17 protein-coding genes and 3 tRNA genes are annotated in these 19,689 nt (G+C 70.8%); 12 read left to right on the top strand and 8 right to left on the bottom strand.

Annotated elements, in window-relative coordinates; genetic code table 11:
• Nucleotides 1-731: 731 nt before the first annotated feature.
• Nucleotides 732-938 carry a developmental transcriptional regulator BldC gene (gene bldC, locus ACFWEP_RS16620; RefSeq protein ID WP_003949541.1) on the bottom strand — a complete coding sequence of 69 codons (207 nt, stop codon included), beginning with the start codon at nt 936-938 and terminating at the stop codon, nt 732-734.
• A 978-nt stretch (nt 939-1,916) separates the two neighbouring features.
• Nucleotides 1,917-2,762: a hypothetical protein gene (locus tag ACFWEP_RS16615; RefSeq protein WP_387370828.1), complete on the bottom strand. Its 846-nt coding sequence runs from the start codon at nt 2,760-2,762 to the stop codon at nt 1,917-1,919.
• Between the two features lie 172 nt (nt 2,763-2,934).
• Here ACFWEP_RS16615 and ACFWEP_RS16610 point away from each other — a divergent pair, with 172 nt between their 5' ends.
• Both ACFWEP_RS16610 and ACFWEP_RS16605 read left to right on the top strand, forming a co-directional pair.
• Nucleotides 2,935-4,053 carry a Leu/Phe/Val dehydrogenase gene (locus ACFWEP_RS16610; RefSeq protein ID WP_387370826.1) on the top strand — a complete coding sequence of 373 codons (1,119 nt, stop codon included), beginning with the start codon at nt 2,935-2,937 and terminating at the stop codon, nt 4,051-4,053.
• 314 nt (nt 4,054-4,367) lie between these two features.
• Complete coding sequence (locus ACFWEP_RS16605) at nt 4,368-4,619, top strand: DUF3073 domain-containing protein (RefSeq protein WP_328720763.1); 252 nt, start codon at nt 4,368-4,370, stop codon at nt 4,617-4,619.
• Between the two features lie 266 nt (nt 4,620-4,885).
• Here the strand turns inward: ACFWEP_RS16605 and purM are convergent, their stop codons facing one another.
• Together purM and purF are read right to left on the bottom strand one after the other, a co-directional pair.
• Nucleotides 4,886-5,959 (bottom strand): phosphoribosylformylglycinamidine cyclo-ligase, encoded by a 1,074-nt coding sequence (purM, locus tag ACFWEP_RS16600; RefSeq protein ID WP_387370824.1) that lies wholly within the window; start codon nt 5,957-5,959, stop codon nt 4,886-4,888.
• Nucleotides 5,960-6,016: 57 nt separating this feature from the next.
• On the bottom strand, nt 6,017-7,543 hold the full coding sequence (purF, locus tag ACFWEP_RS16595; RefSeq protein WP_328720761.1) for an amidophosphoribosyltransferase: 1,527 nt from the start codon (nt 7,541-7,543) through the stop codon (nt 6,017-6,019).
• Nucleotides 7,544-8,010: 467 nt separating this feature from the next.
• Between purF and ACFWEP_RS16590 the strand changes: the two genes are divergently transcribed.
• On the top strand, nt 8,011-8,103 hold the full coding sequence (locus ACFWEP_RS16590; protein WP_327269069.1) for a putative leader peptide: 93 nt from the start codon (nt 8,011-8,013) through the stop codon (nt 8,101-8,103).
• A 280-nt stretch (nt 8,104-8,383) separates the two neighbouring features.
• Complete coding sequence (locus tag ACFWEP_RS16585; RefSeq protein WP_387370822.1) at nt 8,384-9,844, top strand: sulfatase; 1,461 nt, start codon at nt 8,384-8,386, stop codon at nt 9,842-9,844.
• A 99-nt stretch (nt 9,845-9,943) separates the two neighbouring features.
• Here ACFWEP_RS16585 and ACFWEP_RS16580 read toward each other — a convergent pair whose 3' ends face one another.
• The 4 genes from ACFWEP_RS16580 to purS all read right to left on the bottom strand — a co-directional run bounded on the left by ACFWEP_RS16580 (nt 9,944) and on the right by purS (nt 14,163).
• Entirely contained in the window at nt 9,944-10,744 is an 801-nt protein-coding gene (locus ACFWEP_RS16580) for a sterol carrier family protein (protein WP_387370820.1), read from the bottom strand.
• Nucleotides 10,745-10,979: 235 nt separating this feature from the next.
• Entirely contained in the window at nt 10,980-13,229 is a 2,250-nt protein-coding gene (gene purL / locus ACFWEP_RS16575; protein ID WP_387370818.1) for a phosphoribosylformylglycinamidine synthase subunit PurL, read from the bottom strand.
• Nucleotides 13,226-13,906, bottom strand: coding sequence for a phosphoribosylformylglycinamidine synthase subunit PurQ (purQ, locus tag ACFWEP_RS16570; protein ID WP_387370816.1), 681 nt, complete (start codon nt 13,904-13,906; stop codon nt 13,226-13,228). The genes purL and purQ overlap by 4 nt, the downstream gene beginning before the upstream one ends.
• The gene (purS, locus tag ACFWEP_RS16565) at nt 13,903-14,163 is read right to left on the bottom strand and encodes a phosphoribosylformylglycinamidine synthase subunit PurS (RefSeq protein ID WP_266706271.1); all 261 of its coding nucleotides are present in this window, start codon (nt 14,161-14,163) and stop codon (nt 13,903-13,905) included. The genes purQ and purS overlap by 4 nt, the downstream gene beginning before the upstream one ends.
• A 567-nt stretch (nt 14,164-14,730) precedes the next feature.
• Here purS and ACFWEP_RS16560 point away from each other — a divergent pair.
• The 8 genes from ACFWEP_RS16560 to ACFWEP_RS16525 all read left to right on the top strand — a co-directional run bounded on the left by ACFWEP_RS16560 (nt 14,731) and on the right by ACFWEP_RS16525 (nt 19,644).
• The gene (locus ACFWEP_RS16560) at nt 14,731-15,066 is read left to right on the top strand and encodes an Lsr2 family protein (RefSeq protein WP_387370814.1); all 336 of its coding nucleotides are present in this window, start codon (nt 14,731-14,733) and stop codon (nt 15,064-15,066) included.
• A gap of 167 nt (nt 15,067-15,233) precedes the next feature.
• Nucleotides 15,234-15,305 (top strand) — tRNA-Gly (locus tag ACFWEP_RS16555).
• Between the two features lie 79 nt (nt 15,306-15,384).
• Nucleotides 15,385-15,457: transfer RNA gene (locus tag ACFWEP_RS16550), tRNA-Gly, on the top strand.
• A gap of 200 nt (nt 15,458-15,657) precedes the next feature.
• Nucleotides 15,658-16,665: an ABC transporter ATP-binding protein gene (locus ACFWEP_RS16545; protein ID WP_387370812.1), complete on the top strand. Its 1,008-nt coding sequence runs from the start codon at nt 15,658-15,660 to the stop codon at nt 16,663-16,665.
• The gene (locus ACFWEP_RS16540) at nt 16,662-17,558 is read left to right on the top strand and encodes an ABC transporter permease (RefSeq protein WP_387370810.1); all 897 of its coding nucleotides are present in this window, start codon (nt 16,662-16,664) and stop codon (nt 17,556-17,558) included. Before ACFWEP_RS16545 ends, ACFWEP_RS16540 begins: the two co-directional genes overlap by 4 nt.
• On the top strand, nt 17,540-18,904 hold the full coding sequence (locus ACFWEP_RS16535; RefSeq protein WP_387370808.1) for a sensor histidine kinase: 1,365 nt from the start codon (nt 17,540-17,542) through the stop codon (nt 18,902-18,904). Before ACFWEP_RS16540 ends, ACFWEP_RS16535 begins: the two co-directional genes overlap by 19 nt.
• Nucleotides 18,901-19,545 (top strand): DNA-binding response regulator, encoded by a 645-nt coding sequence (locus ACFWEP_RS16530; protein WP_387370806.1) that lies wholly within the window; start codon nt 18,901-18,903, stop codon nt 19,543-19,545. Before ACFWEP_RS16535 ends, ACFWEP_RS16530 begins: the two co-directional genes overlap by 4 nt.
• Nucleotides 19,546-19,568: 23 nt before the next feature.
• Nucleotides 19,569-19,644: transfer RNA gene (locus ACFWEP_RS16525), tRNA-Gly, on the top strand.
• Nucleotides 19,645-19,689: the final 45 nt, after the last annotated feature.

Genomic DNA, 19,689 nt, shown 5'->3' with positions numbered 1-19,689 from the left:
GCGGGGAGCGCTGGGCGCCGAGGACGGCGCGGAGACCACCGGAGCGAAGGCCGAAAGTCCCCGCCCCCCATGACCATCGGCGAAGTTTGCCACCTCCCCGTAGTGGCAGGCTGGATGTTGGCAAGCGGCAGGCAGTGTGACGGGAGTCACCGAACCAGTTTTTGGACAGGGTGACTTTACCCTCCCCATACAACCGTCGAATTTAATATGTGCAATTGCACCCTTCTCCGGGGCTCCTATGGAATCCATCCCTCCGGTTTCTCCCGGCCCGTACGGGTAGCTCCCCCGCCTCCGGACAGAGTCCTTCACCGGCTCGCACACAGAACCCCACACCTGCCCACACACCCCACGCGCCTCCGCCGGGAAGCGACGCGGCAGGTCGTACGGAGAGACCCGGGAAACGGCCGGAAGGCCCCACGGGGAGGCGCCCGGCGTACGCCGGAGCGGGAACCGGCGGCCCGTCAGGGCCGCACGTACCGGACGCACGTACCGGCAGGTCAGGACGGCCGCACATGCCTGCGGCCCGGCCACCGGGGCACTTCCGGGCACCTCCCGGGCACAAAAAAAGATCGCGCTGGACCCGGCGGAGTCCAGCGCGATCTTGACGACGTGCCCGTATCGCACAGGTATGACGCCCGTTGGGGCGGGCGCCCGTCGTATGGAGCTATGGGTGAGCGGCTGCGGTTGGGGGGCCGTCAGCTGCCCGGTCGTGATGCGGCGACAGGGGTGTTTCAGGCCTCGCTGCGCTGCTGCGGAATACCCGCAAGCAGTGCGCGGACCTCTGCCTCGCGGTACCGGCGATGTCCACCGAGCGTGCGGATGGACGTGAGCTTGCCAGCCTTGGCCCAACGGGTGACCGTCTTCGGGTCCACGCGGAACATCGTGGCAACCTCAGCCGGGGTCAGCAGCGGCTCGGCATCAGGGGTGCGAGCGGTCATGAGCGGCCTCCTCGGGAGAACCGAACCATCTCGGTTCTTTCCTCTAAATTCTGCACCTTGGCCCACGTTGCCCGAAATGGTGAACGGGGGCCGAGTCGGTTATAGGACGAACGGCTTGTCCTCGGCACTACAACTACACCATCCGTCCAGCCGCGTCGGCCAAACCGATGGAATTGCCCTCCCAGGTGTTCATCAGCGACGGATGCCGATGGACCATGCCATAGCGGACAGTCACGCGTCAGTAACGATCAGTCACAGAGCAATCAGGAGCCACTAGACCCCCCATAGCGCGTAATACAGAGCAATCCGCCCATAGTTGGACGGACAGAGTCCTCCCCGGACTCCTTGTCCTATTTTGGCACGAGGGGTAGGGATGGGCGCAAGGGCGCCCTTAGTGCCGTCCGTCACGCTTGCGACCAATGGACCGGTTCAGGACGTAAGACCTAGGGCGCTGGACGTAGCCTCCCGTCACACCCGACTCTCCCGCCCCGGGGGACCCGCCCGACGGACCGTCAGTCGGGCTGCGGAACGGCCCGGACTGCGCAGGCCCCGCGACCCGCGCTCGGCGGATCACGTCCCGGCCGGACGCTCCTCGGTGTTTCCCGTGGGTTCGCGCGCCTGCTCGCGCGTCTCGTCGCGGATCATCGGCTCCCTCGACTCCCTTCCCGGTCGCGGCCGACCGCACGGCCGGCCTTCCTGGCAAAGAAGGCGGTTGGCGCACCTTGGCACGATTCCATCCGGTTGGGCTGCTTGCGACCGCCTCGGCATGAGGTTGCCCCGGTTCAGACCTTTCATGCCGCCGTGTTCCGATTCGCATCCATTGGTGGGGAGGTGCGCCGACACATGTTGACGCCGGACAGCCCTTTCACCGTTCACTTCACGAAGTCGCGTCCTGTGGACAGGCCGACCGGCGGTCATGCCGACGGAAGCCGCGGCGAACCCGTGAACCGGCCGGGGCGCGGCCCTCGGACCCGCTCGTCAGTTGGCGGACCGGAGGTCCCGCACCGCGCGCCAGCGTTCCGCGAGCCGGCCGTACGCCACCGCGGCACGGTCGTTGTCGCCGTCGCGCAGCGCCCCGATGCCCTCGGCCACGTCCGCGGCCGACCGGTCCTCGGCGAGCCGCGCGGCCGGTACGGCGTGCACCAGGCCCCCGTAGTCCAGTTCGACCAGCGACCGGGGGTGGAACTCCTCCAGCCAGCGGCCCACATCCACCAGCCCGTCCGCCAACGGACCGTCGTCCACGGTCTCGCGCAGGGTCCGCAGCCCGCGCGCCAGCCTGCGCCGCGCCTCCACCATGGGCGTCCGGTACCGCAGCGACGCCGGTCCGCCCTCGCCGTCCGGAGCCGTGTACTCGCGCTCCCCGTCGGCGAAGAGCACGAACCAGCGGACCGGTACGTGCCAGACCGCCGTCCTGATCCAGGGCCGTGCGTCCGGGTTCCGGTGCTGCCACCGCTCGTGGTCGGCGACCTGCTGTTCCCGGACGACCGCCGGCAGCACGGCGTCCAGCACATTGGCCGGAAACAGACCCTCTAGTTCCTCCAGGGCCAGCCATCCGCGCAGCCGGGTCCGCCACGGGCAGACGCAGACCACCCCGTCGATCTCCGCGACGAAGGCGTCGGCGCTCTCGTGGGGACTCACCCCGACCGGTGGAGTGGGGACCAAGTCCGCCAGTGAGCGCCGGAGTTCGTCCTGCACGGTGGGGAACTCGGAGCGTTGCGCATAGCGCGTCCAGTGCGCGCGCTCGGCCTCCGGGAAGGCGGCCAAGGGCTCGTACACCCGCAGATAGGACGTGTAAGGGACGAGCACTGAAGACACCACCGACATGAAGCTGATCGTGTCACGCCCGTACTCCCTCGGGGGGTGATCCACGGCAGAGAGGCGATCCGCGCGGAGGCAGCGCCTACGCTCGGACCGAACGGGCCGGCCCCGCCGGTCCGCCGGGGTTTTCCCACCCTCAGAAGGCCCCTCTGCCGCTTCGTACTTGGGAGTCACCACCGTGACCGATGTGACCGGCGCACCTGACGCACCCGCCGCGCCCGCGGACGTGCTGCGCACTCTGTTCCACTCGGACCAGGGCGGCCATGAGCAGGTCGTCATCTGCCAGGACCGGGCCAGCGGCCTCAAGGCCGTCATCGCCCTCCACTCCACCGCCCTGGGCCCCGCCCTCGGCGGCACCCGTTTCCACCCGTACGCCACCGAGGCGGACGCCGTCGCCGACGCGCTGAACCTCGCGCGCGGGATGTCGTACAAGAACGCCATGGCCGGGCTCGACCACGGCGGCGGCAAGGCCGTCGTCATCGGCGACCCGGACCTCGTGAAGACCGAGGAACTCCTGCTCGCCTACGGCCGGTTCGTGGCCTCCCTCGGCGGACGCTACGTCACGGCCTGCGACGTCGGCACGTACGTCGAGGACATGGACACGGTCGCCCGCGAATGCCGCTGGACCACCGGGCGCTCCCCCGAGAACGGCGGCGCCGGGGACTCGTCGGTGCTCACGGCGTTCGGCGTCTTCCAGGGAATGCGGGCCTCGGCCCAGCACCTGTGGGGCGATCCGACCCTGCGCGGCCGCAAGGTCGGCATCGCCGGCGTCGGCAAGGTCGGCCGGCATCTGGTCCGGCACCTGCTGGAGGACGGGGCGGACGTCGTGGTCACCGACGTGCGCGAGGAGTCGGTGCGCCGGATCACCGACGCCCACCCCGAGGTCACCGTGGTGGCGGACACCGACGCGCTGATCCGCACCGAGGGGCTCGACATCTACGCCCCGTGCGCGCTCGGCGGCGCGCTGGACGACACCACCGTGCCGGTGCTCACCGCGAAGGTGGTGTGCGGCGCGGCCAACAACCAACTCGCGCACCCGGGGGTGGAGAAGGACCTCGCGGACCGCGCGATCCTCTACGCGCCGGACTACGTGGTGAACGCCGGTGGCGTGATCCAGGTCGCCGAGGAACTGCATGGTTTCGACTTCGAGCGCGCCAGGGCGAAGACGGCGAAGATCTTCGACACCACGCTGGAACTGTTCGCACGTGCGAAGGCGGACGGTATCCCGCCGGCCGCGGCCGCGGACCGGATCGCCGAGCTGAGGATGGCCGGGGCCGTCCGTCTCCCGCGCGCCTGAGCGACCGCCCGCCGACCGGAACGGCATGTACGCCCCGGTCGGCGGGGCCCGCGGGTGCCTGGCGAGACAAGACTCACGCCGGTCGGCGGGTCGAACGCCGAGAAGAGGTTAAAATCGCAGTTGACCAGCGAGGACGGAGCACCTCCTTGGTCCTGCACCGAGGCGCAAGACGCGGGCGGCGTACCGTATGGCCACGGAAGCAGGTACCGTTGAAGCTCTACGGGCACGGACTCTCATCCGAGAGGCCGTCCCGAAACATGAACGCGTGTCAAGACTCTGGGGCCGTCGAGCCCCGTCACCGAGGGGGTCGAGCCATGGGGCGCGGCCGGGCAAAGGCCAAGCAGACAAAGGTCGCCCGCCAGCTGAAGTACAGCAGCGGCGGAACCGACCTGAACCGTCTGGCCAATGAGCTGGGCGCATCACCTTCGAGTCAGCCACCGAACGCCGAGCCGTTCGAGGACGACGACGAGGACGATGACCCGTACGCACAGTACGCGGATCTTTACAACGACGACGAGGACGAGGACGAAGAGTCCGGTCCCTCGTCCCAGCGCCGCGGCGCTTGACCTCGCGCTGACACAACAACCCGGTCCGGGTCCGCCCGGACCGGGTTCTGTGCTGTCCGGTCACGATCGGGCCGTGGCGTCCACGGACGTTCGAGCTCCCGAGCGCCCGTACCGCCGTCCGGACACCGGCTGGGCGGTACGGCAATCGCGGGGTGTCCGCCGGGTGTCCGCGAGGCATGGCCGGACGGCCGTCAGGCGTCGGCTGCCGGGCGGGCGGGCGATCCCTGTCGCCCTGCCCCGCCCCCTCGCAGCGTGCCCGCGGGTGATCAGCGGGCGTAGTCGCCGGTCAGCTCGGCGCCCGTGGCGTGGTCGCCGCGGTCGGTGATCTCACCGGCGATCCAGGAGTCGACCCCGCGGTCGGCCAGCGTCGTCAGTGCCACGTCCACGGAGTCGGCCGGGACGATCGCGATCATGCCGACGCCCATGTTCAGCGTCTTCTCCAGCTCCAGCCGCTCGACCTTGCCGGCCTTGCCGACCAGGTCGAACACCGCGCCCGGGGTCCAGGTGGACCGGTCCACCGTGGCGTGCAGCCCGTCCGGGATCACCCGGGCCAGGTTGTTCGCCAGACCGCCACCGGTGACGTGGCTGAAGCCGTGCACCTCGGTCGTACGGGTGAGGGCGAGGCAGTCCAGCGAGTAGATCCGGGTGGGCTCCAGGAGCTCCTCGCCGAGGGTCCGGCCGAACTCCTCCACCTGACGGTCCAAGGTCCAGCCGGCCCGGTCGAAGACCACGTGGCGCACGAGCGAGTACCCGTTGGAGTGAAGACCGGACGACGCCATGGCGATCACCGCGTCACCCTCGCGGATGCGATCGGGACCGAGCAGGCGGTCGGCCTCGACCACGCCCGTACCCGCGCCGGCGACGTCGAAGTCGTCCGGGCCGAGGAGTCCGGGGTGCTCGGCCGTCTCGCCGCCGACCAGGGAGCAGCCTGCGAGGACACAGCCCTCGGCGATGCCCTTCACGATCGCCGCGACACGCTCGGGATGCACCTTGCCGACGCAGATGTAGTCGGTCATGAAGAGCGGTTCGGCGCCGCAGACGACGAGGTCGTCGACGACCATGCCCACCAGGTCGTGGCCGATGGTGTCGTAGACACCCATCTGCCGCGCCAGGTCGACCTTCGTGCCGACGCCGTCGGTGGCGGAGGCCAGCAGCGGGCGCTCGTAGCGCTTGAGCGCGGAGGCGTCGAAGAGTCCGGCGAATCCGCCGAGCCCGCCGAGACCCTCGGTCTCGGGGCGCTTCGTCTTCTTCACCCACTGCTTCATCAGCTCGACCGCGCGGTCGCCGGCCTCGATGTCGACGCCGGCCGCAGCGTAGGAAGCACCTGTTGTCTCAGACATTGCCCGGGATCTTTCGTGTGGGAATACGGGGCTGGAGGGAACGCCGGTCGGTCCGGATCACGGACGACGCAGCGCGTCGGCCGCCGCGGTGGCGGCGGGGCCGGCGGCCAGCTCGGTCTCCAGCAGCTGCTTGCCGAGCAGCTCCGGGTCCGGGAGCTCCATCGGGTATTCACCGTCGAAGCAGGCGCGGCAGAGGTTGGGCTTCTGGATCGTCGTCGCCTCGATCATCCCGTCGAGCGAGATGTACGACAGCGAGTCGGCGCCCATGGACGTGGCGATCTCGTCGACCGACATGCCGTTGGCGATGAGCTCGGCGCGGGTCGCGAAGTCGATGCCGAAGAAGCAGGGCCACTTGACCGGCGGGGACGAGATCCGGATGTGGATCTCGGCGGCACCGGCCTCGCGGAGCATCCGGACCAGCGCGCGCTGGGTGTTGCCGCGGACGATCGAGTCGTCCACGACCACCAGGCGCTTGCCCTTGATGACTTCCTTGAGCGGGTTGAGCTTCAGACGGATGCCCAGCTGACGGATGGTCTGCGAGGGCTGGATGAAGGTCCGGCCGACGTACGCGTTCTTGACCAGCCCGGCACCGAACGGGATTCCGCTGGCCTCGGCGTAACCGATCGCGGCAGGGGTGCCGGACTCCGGTGTCGCTATGACCAGGTCCGCCTCGACGGGGGCCTCGGCGGCGAGGCGCCGGCCCATCTCGACGCGGGAGAGGTAGACGTTCCGCCCGGCGATGTCGGTGTCGGGGCGGGCCAGGTAGACGTACTCGAAGACGCAGCCCTTGGGCTTCGCTTCCGCGAAGCGGGAGGTGCGCAGACCGTTCTGGTCGATGGCGACGAGCTCGCCCGGCTCGATCTCGCGGACGTAGCTGGCGCCGCAGATGTCGAGGGCGGCGGACTCCGACGCGACGACCCAGCCACGCTCCAGGCGTCCGAGGACCAGCGGGCGGATGCCCTGCGGGTCCCTGGCCGCGTAGAGGGTGTGTTCGTCCATGAAGACCAGCGAGAAGGCGCCGCGGACCTGGGGAAGCACCTTGGTGGCGGCTTCCTCGATGGTGAGCGGCTTGCCCTCGTCGTCGACCTGCTCGGCGAGCAGCGCGGTCACGAGGTCGGTGTCGTTCGTCGCGGCGACCTGGGTGGAGCGGCCGTTCTTGCGCGGCAGGTCGGCGACCATCTCCGCGAGACGGGCCGTGTTGACCAGGTTGCCGTTGTGGCCGAGGGCGATCGAGCCGTGCGCGGTGGCACGGAACGTCGGCTGCGCGTTCTCCCACACCGAGGCACCGGTGGTGGAGTAGCGGGCATGACCGACCGCGATATGGCCCTGGAGCGACCCCAGAGACGTTTCGTCGAAGACCTGCGAGACCAGTCCCATGTCCTTGAAGACCAGGATCTGGGACCCGTTGCTCACTGCGATGCCCGCGGACTCCTGTCCACGGTGCTGCAGGGCATACAGTCCGAAATAGGTGAGCTTGGCGACCTCTTCGCCGGGAGCCCAGACACCGAAGACGCCGCAAGCGTCCTGGGGGCCCTTCTCGCCGGGGAGCAGGTCGTGGTTGAGTCGTCCATCACCACGAGGCACGCCACCGAGTGTAGGCGAGGTCGACCACTGGTCCGAATTCGGTGGGGGTCCCGCACCTGTGGTGGGAGCCGCCCGGACGTGCGCGGACGCGGAGCGGGAAGTCCGTTTCCGGACGATCCTGTCGATCACCGGGAGTGATCACCGTTACGCCCCCGGGCGGTGACCACCGAAGGGCGTAACGGCCGCATCCCAGCGCTGCGGCCCCTGGGGGCCGATGGCGGGGCCGGCGGGCGCGCCGGCGGCCCGCTCCCCTTTGTTGCTCTGGGTGAGGCGGACCCTGGGGCGGCCGAAGGCTCCCTTCGACCGCCCGTTCCGTGTCGAGCCTCACACTGTGCGGGGCGAACGGCGGGCTCCGGCGGCCCCGCCGACCGCCCCGAGCGGCGACCCTCGTCCGGATACCGGTACCCGCGTCCGTACAGCGAGACGATCGTTGACACGGGCACGACCAGGCGGCAGGCTCCAGGCCCATGCAGCCCCTAGGTGATCTCTCGGTCACGCTCGTGGAGCGCCGCCACGTCGATCTGGGACGCCTGGCGAGCGCCATCTGTCGCTGCTCCTGAGCCCTTGAGCTCCTGATCGGCCGGACCGCCGCGCCGTCCGCCGTCCGCGCCCTGTCGCGGTTCCCGGCCGCGCCTCCCGGCCCGCGCTTCCCTTCCGGCCGCCCACCGGGTGATCCGTAACCACCCGTGCCTCCGGTGCCGCCCGTGCCTCCGATGCGGTCCGGTGCCGGTCCGGTGTCCCTGCCTCCTTCCCTCTGCTTCCCCGCCCGTTCCCGCACCGGGCCCGGGTGCGCCTCGGCGCACCCGGCCGCCCTGCGGGGACCCCGTGCCCGGAGTCGCCATGTCTTCCCCCCAGAACCCGAATCCCCGCTCCGCCGAGCCGTCCGGCTCGTTCTCGCGCCGCGCCTTCACCACCGCCGCCGGCGCGACCGCCGCCACCGCGGCCGTGGGCCTGTCGGCCGGACCCGCGTCCGCCGCCCCGGCCGCCGCTCCGCAGAAGCCCGAGGCGCGGGAGAAGCCCTTCCGGGCGGCGCGCGGCAAGCACTCCCGCCGCCCCAACATCCTCTTCATCCTGGGCGACGACCTGGGCTGGGCCGACCTCTCCTCCTACGGCGCCCCGCACATCGAGACGCCCCACCTCGACCGCCTCGGACGCCAGGGCGTGCGGTTCACCGACGCGTACTCCGGCTCCGCCACCTGCTCTCCCACCCGCTTCAGCCTCTACACCGGCCGCTACCCGGGGCGCACCAAGGGCGGGCTCGCCGAGCCGATCGCGGACCGGTCGGTCGGCCTGGAGCCGACGCACCCGACGCTCGCCTCGCTGCTGCGCGGCACCGGATACGCCACCGCCCTCATCGGCAAGTGGCACTGCGGCTACCTGCCGGACTACAGCCCCACCAAGTCGGGGTGGGACGAGTTCTTCGGCAACTTCGGCGGAGCGCTGGAGTACTACTCCAAGCTCGGCCTCGGCGGCGAGTACGACCTCTACGAGGGCGACGCCGAGTACAAGGACCTCCGCTACTACACGCGCATCCTCACCGAGCGGGCGAGCGAGTACGTCCAGCGCGACCACGACAAGCCGTGGCTGCTGAACCTCAACTTCACGACCCCGCACTGGCCGTGGATCGCGGACGGCGACACCGAGGAGAGCGCGGAGGTCGTCCGGAAGATCAAGTCGGGCAACGTCGCCGCCCTCTTCCACAACGACGGCGGATCGGTGGAGAAGTACAAGGAGATGGTCGAGGACCTCGACCGTTCGGTCGGCAAGGTGCTCGACGCGCTGAAGAAGTCGGGGCAGGAGGAGGACACCCTGGTCTTCTTCGCCAGTGACAACGGTGGCGAGCGCTTCTCCTACCAGTGGCCCCTCTCCGGCAACAAGAGCTCGCTCCAGGAGGGCGGCATCCGGGTGCCCGCGCTGCTGCGCTGGCCGGCCCGGATCGACGCCGGGCAAGTCAGCGACCTGCCGGTGTTCTCGCCGGACTGGACGGCGACGCTGCTGGAGATCGCGGGCGCCCGCCCGGCCCCCGCGTACCCGCTGGACGGCACCAGCCTCGGCGGCTATCTGCTGCGGGGCGAACAGGTGGCGGAGCGCGAGCTGTTCTGGCGGGTGCGCGGCGAACGCGCGGTGCGCCGGGGCGACTGGAAGTACTACCGGGGCAAGACCGGCGGCGACCAGCTCTTCAACCTGCGCGAGGACCAGCGGGAGCAGGCGAACCGGGCCGCCGAGGAGCCGCAGTTGCTGGCGGAGCTGCGGGCGTTCTGGGAGCGGACGAACGCGGAGCTGCTGCCGTACCCGGCATGAGACCCGTCCCGCCGCCCGCTCCTGACGGCGGGCGGCGGGATGCTCCGGTCCACGAGGGACCCCTCACGATCAGCGATCGGCCCGTCCGCGTCACCGGCTTCATCCCATGAGCGGCAGCAGGCCCGCGAGGTCGGCCCGCTCCCCACTCGCCGAGACCCGCGCCGCCTCCCGCTCCTCGGCCCAGCCGGTCCGCCCGGTCGCCAGCCGGATCCAGGTGAGCGGGTCGGTCTCCACGACGTTGGGGGGCGTGCCGCGGGTGTGCTGGGGTCCGCCGATGCACTGGACCACCGCGAACGGCGGGACGCGCACCTCCACCGAACCTCCGGGTGCCCGTTCGGCGAGGGCGTCCGCGAGCAGTCGGGTGGCGGCGGCCAGGGCCTGCCGGTCGTACGGGATGTCAAGGCCGGTCGCCGCGTTGAGGTCGTCCGTGTGCGCGATCAGTTCGACGGTCCGGGTGACCAGGTAGTCGCCCAGCAGCATCGAGCCGGCCCGGGTCGGCAGCAGGCGGTCGGCCGGGGCCGGCACCACCACCGCCTCGAAGCGGGCCGCCACCTCCGCGTACAGGGCGGCCGGATCAGGGCCGGCGGCGGCGAGGGCGCGGGTGTCCTCGTCGATGGCGCCCGCCCGCCCCGCGGTCGTGAACGGCCACTCCACCGGGGCCAGTTCCGGCTTCGCGCCGCGCGGCTCCGGCAGCTCCAGGTTCCGGCAGACGGCCGAGAGCCCCGTCGCGAGATGGACGGCCAGCTCACGCACGGTCCAGTCGCCGAGCCGTGTGGGCCGTGCGAGCTGGTCGGGGGTCAACCCCGCGACCGCCCGCCCGACCTGGGCGAACTGCGCCAGTACGGCGGTACGGGTGCGGTCGGGGTCGTAGCGGCGGGCGCGCTTGCGGGTCGGCGGCATGCCGTCGAGCGTACGGCTCCCGGCGGGGTCCCCCTCAGCGAACGTGGTGTTCCGGGCGGCCCGAGGAGTCATGGTCCTCGTCGTACGGCTGCCCGGTCCGCACCCGGAGGATCCGTCGGCGAAGCCGGTCCCCACACCCGTGGGCGCGTCGGCCCGACCGTCCGGGAACAGCGCGATGCCCCCGCCCGGCGGACCGGACGGGGGCATCGGCATGACGTGCGCCGACGTAGAGGACTCAGGCGAGGAGCGCCGGAATCGTTCCCTCGTGGGCGGTCCGCAGCTCGCTCAGCGGGATGCTGAACTCGCCCTGGACCTCGATCTCCTCACCGTCCACGACACCGATCCGGGTGACGGGCAGACCCCGCGCCCCGCACATGTCGTTGAAGCGGAGCTCCTCGCTGCGCGGCACCGAGACGACCGCGCGCCCCGCCGACTCGGAGAAGAGGAAGGTGAACGCGTCCAGACCGTCCGGGACGACCAGCCGGGCACCGTACCCGCCGCGCAGGCAGGACTCGGTGACCGCCTGGACGAGACCGCCGTCGGACAGGTCGTGCGCGGCGTCGATCATGCCGTCGCGGGAGGCCGAGATCAGGATCTCGCCGAGCAGCTTCTCGCGGCCCAGGTCGACCTTGGGCGGCATGCCGCCGAGGTGCTGGTGGACGACCTCGGACCAGGCCGAGCCGCCGAACTCCTCGTGCGTGTCGCCGAGCAGGTAGAGCAGCTGCCCCTCCTGCGAGAACGCCACCGGGGTGCGCCGGGTGACGTCGTCGATCACACCGAGCACGGCCACGACCGGCGTCGGGTGGATCGCGGTGTCACCGGTCTGGTTGTACAGCGAGACGTTGCCGCCGGTGACCGGGGTGCCCAGCTCCAGGCAGCCGTCCGCGAGACCACGGGTGGCCTCGGCGAACTGCCACATGACGTCCGGGTCCTCGGGCGAACCGAAGTTCAGGCAGTCCGAGATCGCGAGGGGCTTGGCGCCGGAGGCGGCGACGTTGCGGTACGACTCCGCCAGCGCGAGCTGCGCACCGGTGTAGGGGTCGAGCTTCGCGTAGCGGCCGTTGCCGTCGGTCGCCATGGCCACGCCGAGGTTGGTCTCCTCGTCGATGCGGACCATGCCGGCGTCCTCGGGCATCGCGAGCACGGTGTTGCCCTGCACGAACCGGTCGTACTGGTCCGTGATCCACGACTTGGACGCCTGGTTCGGCGAGGAGACGAGCTGGAGCACCTGCGCGCGCAGCTCGTCGCCGTTCGCCGGACGGGCCAGCCTGCCGGCGTCGTCGGCCTGGAGCGCGTCCTGCCACTCGGGCCGGGCGAACGGGCGGTGGTAGGTCGGGCCCTCGTGGGCGACGGACCGCGGCGGAACATCCACGATCTGCTCGCCGTGCCAGAAGATCTCCAGCTGGGAGCCCTCGGTCACCTCACCGATGACGGTGGCGATGACGTCCCACTTCTCGCAGATCTCCAGGAAGCGGTCCACGTGCTGCGGCTCGACGATCGCGCACATGCGCTCCTGCGACTCGCTCATGAGGATTTCCTCGGGCGAGAGGGAGGAGTCGCGCAGCGGCACGGTGTCCAACTCGACGCGCATGCCGCCGGAACCGGCCGACGCCAGCTCGGACGTGGCGCAGGAGAGCCCGGCGCCGCCGAGGTCCTGGATGCCCGCGACGAGCTTCTCCTTGAAGATCTCCAGGGTGCACTCGATGAGGAGCTTCTCCTGGAACGGGTCGCCGACCTGGACGGCCGGGCGCTTGGCCGGGCCGGTCGACTCGAAGGTCTCGGACGCGAGGACCGAGACGCCGCCGATGCCGTCGCCACCGGTGCGGGCACCGTAGAGGATGACCTTGTTGCCGGGGCCGGACGCCTGGGCGAGGTGGATGTCCTCGTGCTTCATCACGCCGATGCAGCCGGCGTTGACGAGCGGGTTGCCCTGGTAGCAGGCGTCGAAGACGACCTCGCCGCCGATGTTCGGCAGGCCGAGGCAGTTGCCGTAGCCGCCGATGCCCGCGACGACGCCCGGAAGGACGCGCTTGGTGTCGGGGTGGTCGGCCGCGCCGAAGCGCAGCGGGTCGACGACCGCGATCGGGCGGGCGCCCATGGCGAGGATGTCGCGGACGATGCCGCCGACGCCGGTCGCCGCACCCTGGTAGGGCTCGATGTACGACGGGTGGTTGTGCGACTCGACCTTGAAGGTGACCGCGTAACCCTGGCCGACGTCGACCACACCGGCGTTCTCGCCGATGCCGACGAGCATCGCGTCGTTGGCCGGGACCTTCTCGCCGAACTGCTTGAGGTGGACCTTGCTGCTCTTGTAGGAGCAGTGCTCGGACCACATCACGGAGTACATGGCGAGCTCGGCACCGGTGGGACGGCGGCCCAGGATCTCGCGGATGCGGGCGTACTCGTCCTCCTTGAGGCCGAGTTCCTTCCAGGGCTGTCCGGCGTCCGGGGTCTCGGCCGCGTGCTTGACCGTATCCAGGCTCATGCGTTGACCAGCTTCTTGATGATCGAGGTGAAGAAACCGAGGCCGTCCGTGCCGCCGGTGCCGATCAGCGGCTCGACCGCGTGCTCGGGGTGCGGCATGAGGCCGACGACGTTGCCGGCGGCGTTGGAGATGCCGGCGATGTCGCGGAGCGAGCCGTTGGGGTTCACGTCGACGTAGCGGAACGCGACGCGGCCCTCGGCCTCCAGCTCGTCGAGCGTGCGCTCGTCGGCGGTGTACCGGCCGTCCATGTTCTTCAGCGGTACGGAGATCTCCTGGCCCACCGCGTAGTCCGCGGTCCAGGCCGTCCCCGTGTTCTCCACCCGCAGCTTCTGGTCGCGGCAGATGAAGTGGAGGTGGTTGTTGCGCAGCATCGCGCCGGGCAGCAGGTGCGCCTCGGTCAGGATCTGGAAGCCGTTGCAGATGCCGAGGACCGGCATGCCCGCCTTCGCCTGCTCGATGATGGTCTCCATCACCGGCGAGAAGCGGGAGATGGCTCCGGCCCGCAGGTAATCGCCGTAGGAGAACCCGCCCGCGAGGACGACCGCGTCGACCTGGTGAAGGTCCTTGTCGCGGTGCCACAGCGATACGGGCTCCGCCCCCGCGACCCGGACCGCGCGCAGCGCGTCCTGGTCGTCGAGGGTGCCGGGGAAAGTGACGACGCCGATACGAGCGGTCACTTCGCGGCCTCCTCGGACTCCACCTTCACGACGAAGTCCTCGATGACGGTGTTCGCGAGGAAGGTCTCGGCGAGTTCGTTGATCCGGGCCAGGGCGGCGTCGTCGACCGGCCCTTCGACCTGAAGCTCGAAACGCTTCCCCTGGCGTACGTCGGCGATTCCCTCGAAGCCGAGACGGGGCAGTGCGCGCTGCACCGCCTGTCCCTGCGGGTCGAGGATCTCCGGCTTGAGCATGACGTCGACTACGACGCGTGCCACTGGCACTCCCGATGGTGTGGTGCGGCTGGGTCTCCGGGGGGTTCCCCAGACCCCCGCGGGTCCTGCCAGCGTACCTGGCGGAAATTTCTACGCGGGTAGACAAGGTTCCGGAGATCACGCGCCGATATCGATCGCCACCGTTCCGGGGAAAACTCCGGGAAAAAATCCGGATCGATTGCGGACGGACACGCGAAACAATTGCGCGGGCTTCACAATGCCGTACCACCGCTGTACAAATGATTACCAGGGAAAGCATCACGGCTCATGGAACACCGGAACACCGACGCCTGGGGCCTGTATTGAGTTCTGGGCCGGATCAGCGAGCGGCCTCGCGCGGCTTCGCGTCCACGGCGGAGGAGGGAGCGATGGGGCCCTCGCTACCGACGACAACGCCGGAGACGGAGTCGCACGAGGCGGCGAGCCTGGCCCGGGACTCGATACAGGCCCCGAGGGCCGGGCCGGAGCCCGCGAGTCCGGCCTGATCCGACCGTAAAGAACCCAGGCAGCCGGAAGGCCGGCGTCCGCGCACCTCAGACGCGCGGGAGCCGCAGGAAAGGACCGATATCCGTGGCGCAGCGCGTAGTGGTCACGCTCTCCGACGACATCGACGGGGGACAGGCGGCAGAAACGGTCACTTTCGCCATCGACGGGAAGTCCTACGAGATCGATCTCAATCCCGTCAACGCGAAAAGACTGCGGAAGACCCTGGCCCCGTACATGGCGGCCGGTCGAAAGCAGACAAATGCCGGAAAGCACGGCAAGACTCCCGTTTCCTACCACCACACCTCCCTCGCCCCCGACCCGGCGGCAGTCCGCGCCTGGGCGCGGTCGCACCAGATGGCGGTGCCGGCCCGGGGACGCATCCCGAAGAAGGTCTACGAGGCTTTCGAACAAGCGAGTTGAGGACGGGGCGGGTCCCCGGCGGCCGGCACCGGCCCCCGGGGACGGCCCGCGCGGGAAGTTCGCCGCGACATCCGCGGGGGAGCCGACTTGCGCTGCACCCCCGCAGTTCGGATAGAGTCTGGATCACGCCAAGGGGCAAGGCCGAAAGGCCCCAACCACAGCAGCGTGCGGGTGTAGTTCAGTAGTAGAACACCCCCCTTCCAGGGGGGAGGCGCAGTGTGCAATTCCTGTCACCCGCTCTGCATCGCTTTCCGACCACTCCGGTGGATCGGGTAGAGTGGTGCACGCGCCGCCCGGTGAAAGCCGAGCGGAGGCAATGCGGACGTAGCTCAGTTGGTAGAGCGCAACCTTGCCAAGGTTGAGGTCGCCAGTTCGAACCTGGTCGTCCGCTCCGAGAGAAAGACCCCGGTCGATTTTCGACCGGGGTCTTTTTCGTGCCTGCTTCTCTCGCGTGCTTCTCTCACCTGTTCTTCTTACGCGCACCGGGGCTGCTGGTCCGGGCTCCTCGCCTGGCGGTCCATGACGGATGTCATGCGGGATGGTGACGGCTCGCACTGCCGCCGGGTCCCGGCCCCGGCCAGTCTGGGGTGCATGACCAGAGACGAGTGCGCCGGAGAGCCAACCCCTGTCGGTACGGCGGTGATCGAGGCCCGTGCGGTGCGGCGGGTGTACGCGGGCGGATTCGAAGCGGTCTCCGGGATCTCCTTCTCCGTACCGCGCGGCGAGCTCTTCGCCCTGCTCGGCACGAACGGTGCCGGCAAGACCTCCACCGTGGAACTGCTGGAAGGGCTCGCGGTGCCGGACGCCGGGACCGTACGCGTCCTCGGCCACGACCCGTACCGCGAGCGGGCCGCCGTCCGGTCCCGTACCGGGGTGATGCTCCAGGAGGGCGGCTTCCCGTCCGACCTGACGGTGACCGAGACCGTACGGATGTGGGCCGCGTGCACCACCGGTGCCCGGCCCACCGGGGAGGTTCTGGAGCTGGTGGGCCTGGCCGGCCGGGCCGGGGTCAGGGTCAAGCAGCTCTCGGGCGGCGAGCGGCGGCGGCTCGATCTGGGGCTGGCCCTCGTCGCCCGCCCGGAGGTCCTCTTCCTGGACGAGCCGACGACCGGGCTCGACGCGGAGGGCCGGCGGGACACCTGGGAGCTCGTCAGGAACCTCCGGGACAGAGGTACGACCGTGCTGCTGACCACGCATCACCTGGAGGAGGCGGAGGTCCTCGCGGACCGGCTGGCGATCATGCACGGCGGCCGGATCGTGGCTTCCGGGACGATTGCCGAGGTGACGGCCGGCCAGCCGGCCCGCATCCGGTTCCGGTTGCCCGAGGGGGTCACCGTCGACCGGCTGCCGGTGGACCGGCACGGTCCGGGAGCGACTGCGCAGGGGCGGCAGGTGGAGATCCGTACCCGTGCTCTCCAGGACTCGCTGCACGCGCTCCTTCGCTGGGCGGCCGGGGAGGGCATGACCCTCGACGGGCTGGACGCCCGGTCCGGGTCGCTGGAGGAGGCGTTCCTGGAGATCGCGCGCACCGGTGGCGAGCCGGCCGGCGAGGGCTCGGAGCGGGCCGGGGCGCGGCGGGTTCGGGAGGCGGCGGCATGACGATCACCACGAACCACGGCGGTCGTTCCCCGGAGCACCGCCCGGCGGGCGCCACGGCGGGCGACTCGGCGTCACACTCCCCAGCGGCGGGCTCTCCCGTGGGCGCGTCCGCGACGGGCTCCACGGCGGGCTCCACGGCGGGGGGACGGATCGCCGCCCTTGCCCGTGCCGAGATCACCCTGCTCGCGCGGAACAGGACGGCGGTCTTCGTCGCGCTGCTGATGCCCCTGGCGATGACGGTCGCACTCAAGTCCTCCCTCGACCGGGTCGATCTCGGACCCACCGGGCTGTCCGTCGCCGGGGTCGCTCTGACCGGCGGGATCGGCGCGGCGCTGATCCAGGTCGTCCACATGAACCTGGTCTCCACGTACGTCGCCCGGCGCGAGGAGCGGGTGCTGAAGCGGCTGCGGACCGGGGAGATCCGCGACCTGGAGATCCTGGGCGCGACGGCACTGCCCGCCGCACTCCTGCTGCTCGCCCAGAGCGCGCTGATCGTGGCGGTCGGCGGGGCCGTCATGGGGCTGGGGGCGCCGAAGCAGCCCGCCCTGCTGGTGGCGGGGCTGCTGCTGGGCTGCGTCCTGCTGGCCGGGCTCGCCGCGCTCACCTCGGCGGGCACGCGCACGGTGCAGACGGCGCAGCTCACCACCCTGCCGTTCTTCCTCGCCTCCGGGATGGGCTCGGGGCTCTTCGTCCCGCTCGCCGTCCTCCCGGACCGGCTGGCCGCATGCTGCGAACTGCTGCCACTGACCGGGGTGATGACCCTCGTCCGCGCCGGATGGCTGGGCGGCGAATCCGCGGGTGCGCTCGTGGGCGCGGCGGTCTCGGCACTGGTGTGGACCGGGTTCGCCGTGTTTGCTGGACGGCGGTGGTTCCGGTGGGACCCACGACGCTGATCAACGGCGGCGACAACACGGGGGACGGGGAGACAGTGATCCGGCGTACGAAGGAGTGGCGGCGCCGCTGGCACGGACGCAGCAGACTCCAGCGCATCGACCTCTACCAGCGGGCCACGCTGGAGACGATGCCCTGGTTCTTCCTCCTCACCTGGGGAATCACCCCGCTCCTCGCGGACCTGCGCCACGCTCCGCTGCCGTGGACGCTGGGCGGCCTGTTCACCCTGGTCTGCGCCGCACAGTGCGCGTATCTGCACCGCAACCTCCGCCCGGCCCACCGGTCCTACCTGGGGCAGGGCACCTTCCCCGCCGGCCGTCTGGCCGTCCCGGGGGTACTGCTCGCCACCGGGCTGGGGCTGCTCGTGGCGCTGGCGGCCACGCACGGGATCGACGGTGGCGGGCTGGCGATGTTCGCCCTCGACCTGCCGATCGCCTTCGTCACCCCGTACATCCTCCTGGTGCCGGTCCGCACCTTTCTGCTGCACGGCCTGGCATACGCGGCGGTGGGTGCCGGGCTCTTCGCGGCGGCAGGAGTGCGCGGTGGAACGCTTGCAGGAGTGGCGGGTGCCGGGCTGTTCAGTGCGCTGTTGATGCTGCTGGCGGTACGGCCCTCCGCGTGGAGCCTGAGCGTGATGTGGCAGGCGGAGGAAGCCCGCGACCTCCAGGCCCGCCTGGCGGTCGCGGAGGAACGGCTCCGGTTCGGTCGGGACATGCACGACGTGCTGGGCCGCAACCTCGCGGTGATCGCACTGAAGAGCGAGCTCGCCGTCGAACTCGCCCGGCGCGGCAAGCCCTCGGCCGTGGACCAGATGGTCGAGGTGCAGCGGATCGCTCAGGCCTCCCAGCAGGAGGTGCGCGACGTCGTCCGCGGCTACCGGGAGGCTGATCTGCGCGCCGAACTCCATGGCGCCCGGGCGGTGTTGATGGCGGCCGGCATCGACTGCTCGATCGAGGGGGACCGGGCGTCGGACGGGCTGACCGGCGCCGCCGGGTCGGCGCTCGGCTGGGTGGTGCGCGAGGCGACCACCAACGTGCTGCGCCACGGCGACCCGCGCCACTGCGTGATCCGGCTCGCGGCGGACGAGTGCTCCGTACGACTGGTGGTGGAGAACGACGGCGTACCCGACGCGGGGCCCTCATCCGGGGGCTCGGGACTGCCGGGGCTGCGGGAGCGGCTCGCCGCGCTCGACGGTTCGCTGGAGGCGGGGCCGTCCGGGACCGGGCTCTTCCGGCTCACCGCGACCGTGCCGGCCACCGCACCGGCCGAGCGCACGCCGCAGCCCATGCCGGAGCGCACGCCGCGACGGGTGGACGAGCCCATGCCGGAACTCGTGGAGGAACGTTGACCGCCGAACCCGTACCACCGTCACCTTCGCCGTCACCGGTACGTCTGCTCCTTGCCGACGACGAGCATCTGATCCGGGGCGCCCTCGCCGCGCTGCTCGCCCTGGAGGACGACTTCGTGGTGGTCGCGGAGGCCGCGACCGGGCCCGAGGCACTCGCGATGGCCCTGGCCCACCGGCCGGATGTCGCGATCCTCGATCTCCAGATGCCGGGGGCGGACGGTGTGAGCGTGGCCACATCCATCCGGGCCGGGCTGCCCGGCTGCCGCACCATGATCGTGACGAGCCACGGGCGCCCGGGGCATCTGAAGCGGGCCCTGGCCGCAGGAGTGCGCGCCTTCGTGCCCAAGACGCTCAGCGCCCGCAGACTGGCCGAGATCATCCGGATCGTGCACGCCGGAAACCGTTATGTCGACCCGGAGTTGGCCGCCGACGCGATCTCCGCCGGCGACTCACCGCTGACCGCCCGGGAGGCAGAGGTACTGGAACTCGCGGCGGACGGAGCCCCCGTCGCGGAGATCGCCGTACGGGCCTCGCTCTCGCCCGGAACGGTCCGCAACTACCTCTCCTCGGCGGTCTCCAAAATGGGTGTGGAGAACCGTCACGCGGCAGTGCGTTTCGCTCGGGCTCAGGGATGGGTATAGTTGTCATCGCGCTCAGGCGCAGTGCGAACGTAGCTCAGCTGGTAGAGCGCAACCTTGCCAAGGTTGAGGTCGCGAGTTCGAACCTCGTCGTTCGCTCCACGTGAGAAGGCCCCGGTCCCCAGGACCCGGGCCCTCTCCCTACCC

The sequence above is a fragment of the Streptomyces sp. NPDC060198 genome, assembly GCF_042728415.1.
In the GTDB taxonomy this organism is placed as follows: domain Bacteria; phylum Actinomycetota; class Actinomycetes; order Streptomycetales; family Streptomycetaceae; genus Streptomyces.
The sequence above is the reverse complement of the archived record's forward strand: the minus strand, read 5'-3'. Positions and strand labels throughout refer to the sequence as shown.

What these genes read in the sequence shown, in the direction of transcription:
- bldC (WP_003949541.1), bottom strand. Translation starts at nt 938, where the DNA reads ATGACCGCTCGCACCCCTGATGCCGAGCCGCTGCTGACCCCGGCTGAG.
- purL (WP_387370818.1), bottom strand. Translation starts at nt 13,229, where the DNA reads ATGAGCCTGGATACGGTCAAGCACGCGGCCGAGACCCCGGACGCCGGA.
- purM (WP_387370824.1), bottom strand. Translation starts at nt 5,959, where the DNA reads ATGTCTGAGACAACAGGTGCTTCCTACGCTGCGGCCGGCGTCGACATC.
- ACFWEP_RS16545 (WP_387370812.1), top strand. Translation starts at nt 15,658, where the DNA reads ATGACCAGAGACGAGTGCGCCGGAGAGCCAACCCCTGTCGGTACGGCG.
- ACFWEP_RS16585 (WP_387370822.1), top strand. Translation starts at nt 8,384, where the DNA reads ATGTCTTCCCCCCAGAACCCGAATCCCCGCTCCGCCGAGCCGTCCGGC.
- ACFWEP_RS16605 (WP_328720763.1), top strand. Translation starts at nt 4,368, where the DNA reads ATGGGGCGCGGCCGGGCAAAGGCCAAGCAGACAAAGGTCGCCCGCCAG.
- ACFWEP_RS16590 (WP_327269069.1), top strand. Translation starts at nt 8,011, where the DNA reads ATGCAGCCCCTAGGTGATCTCTCGGTCACGCTCGTGGAGCGCCGCCAC.
- ACFWEP_RS16540 (WP_387370810.1), top strand. Translation starts at nt 16,662, where the DNA reads ATGACGATCACCACGAACCACGGCGGTCGTTCCCCGGAGCACCGCCCG.
- ACFWEP_RS16580 (WP_387370820.1), bottom strand. Translation starts at nt 10,744, where the DNA reads ATGCCGCCGACCCGCAAGCGCGCCCGCCGCTACGACCCCGACCGCACC.
- ACFWEP_RS16615 (WP_387370828.1), bottom strand. Translation starts at nt 2,762, where the DNA reads ATGTCGGTGGTGTCTTCAGTGCTCGTCCCTTACACGTCCTATCTGCGG.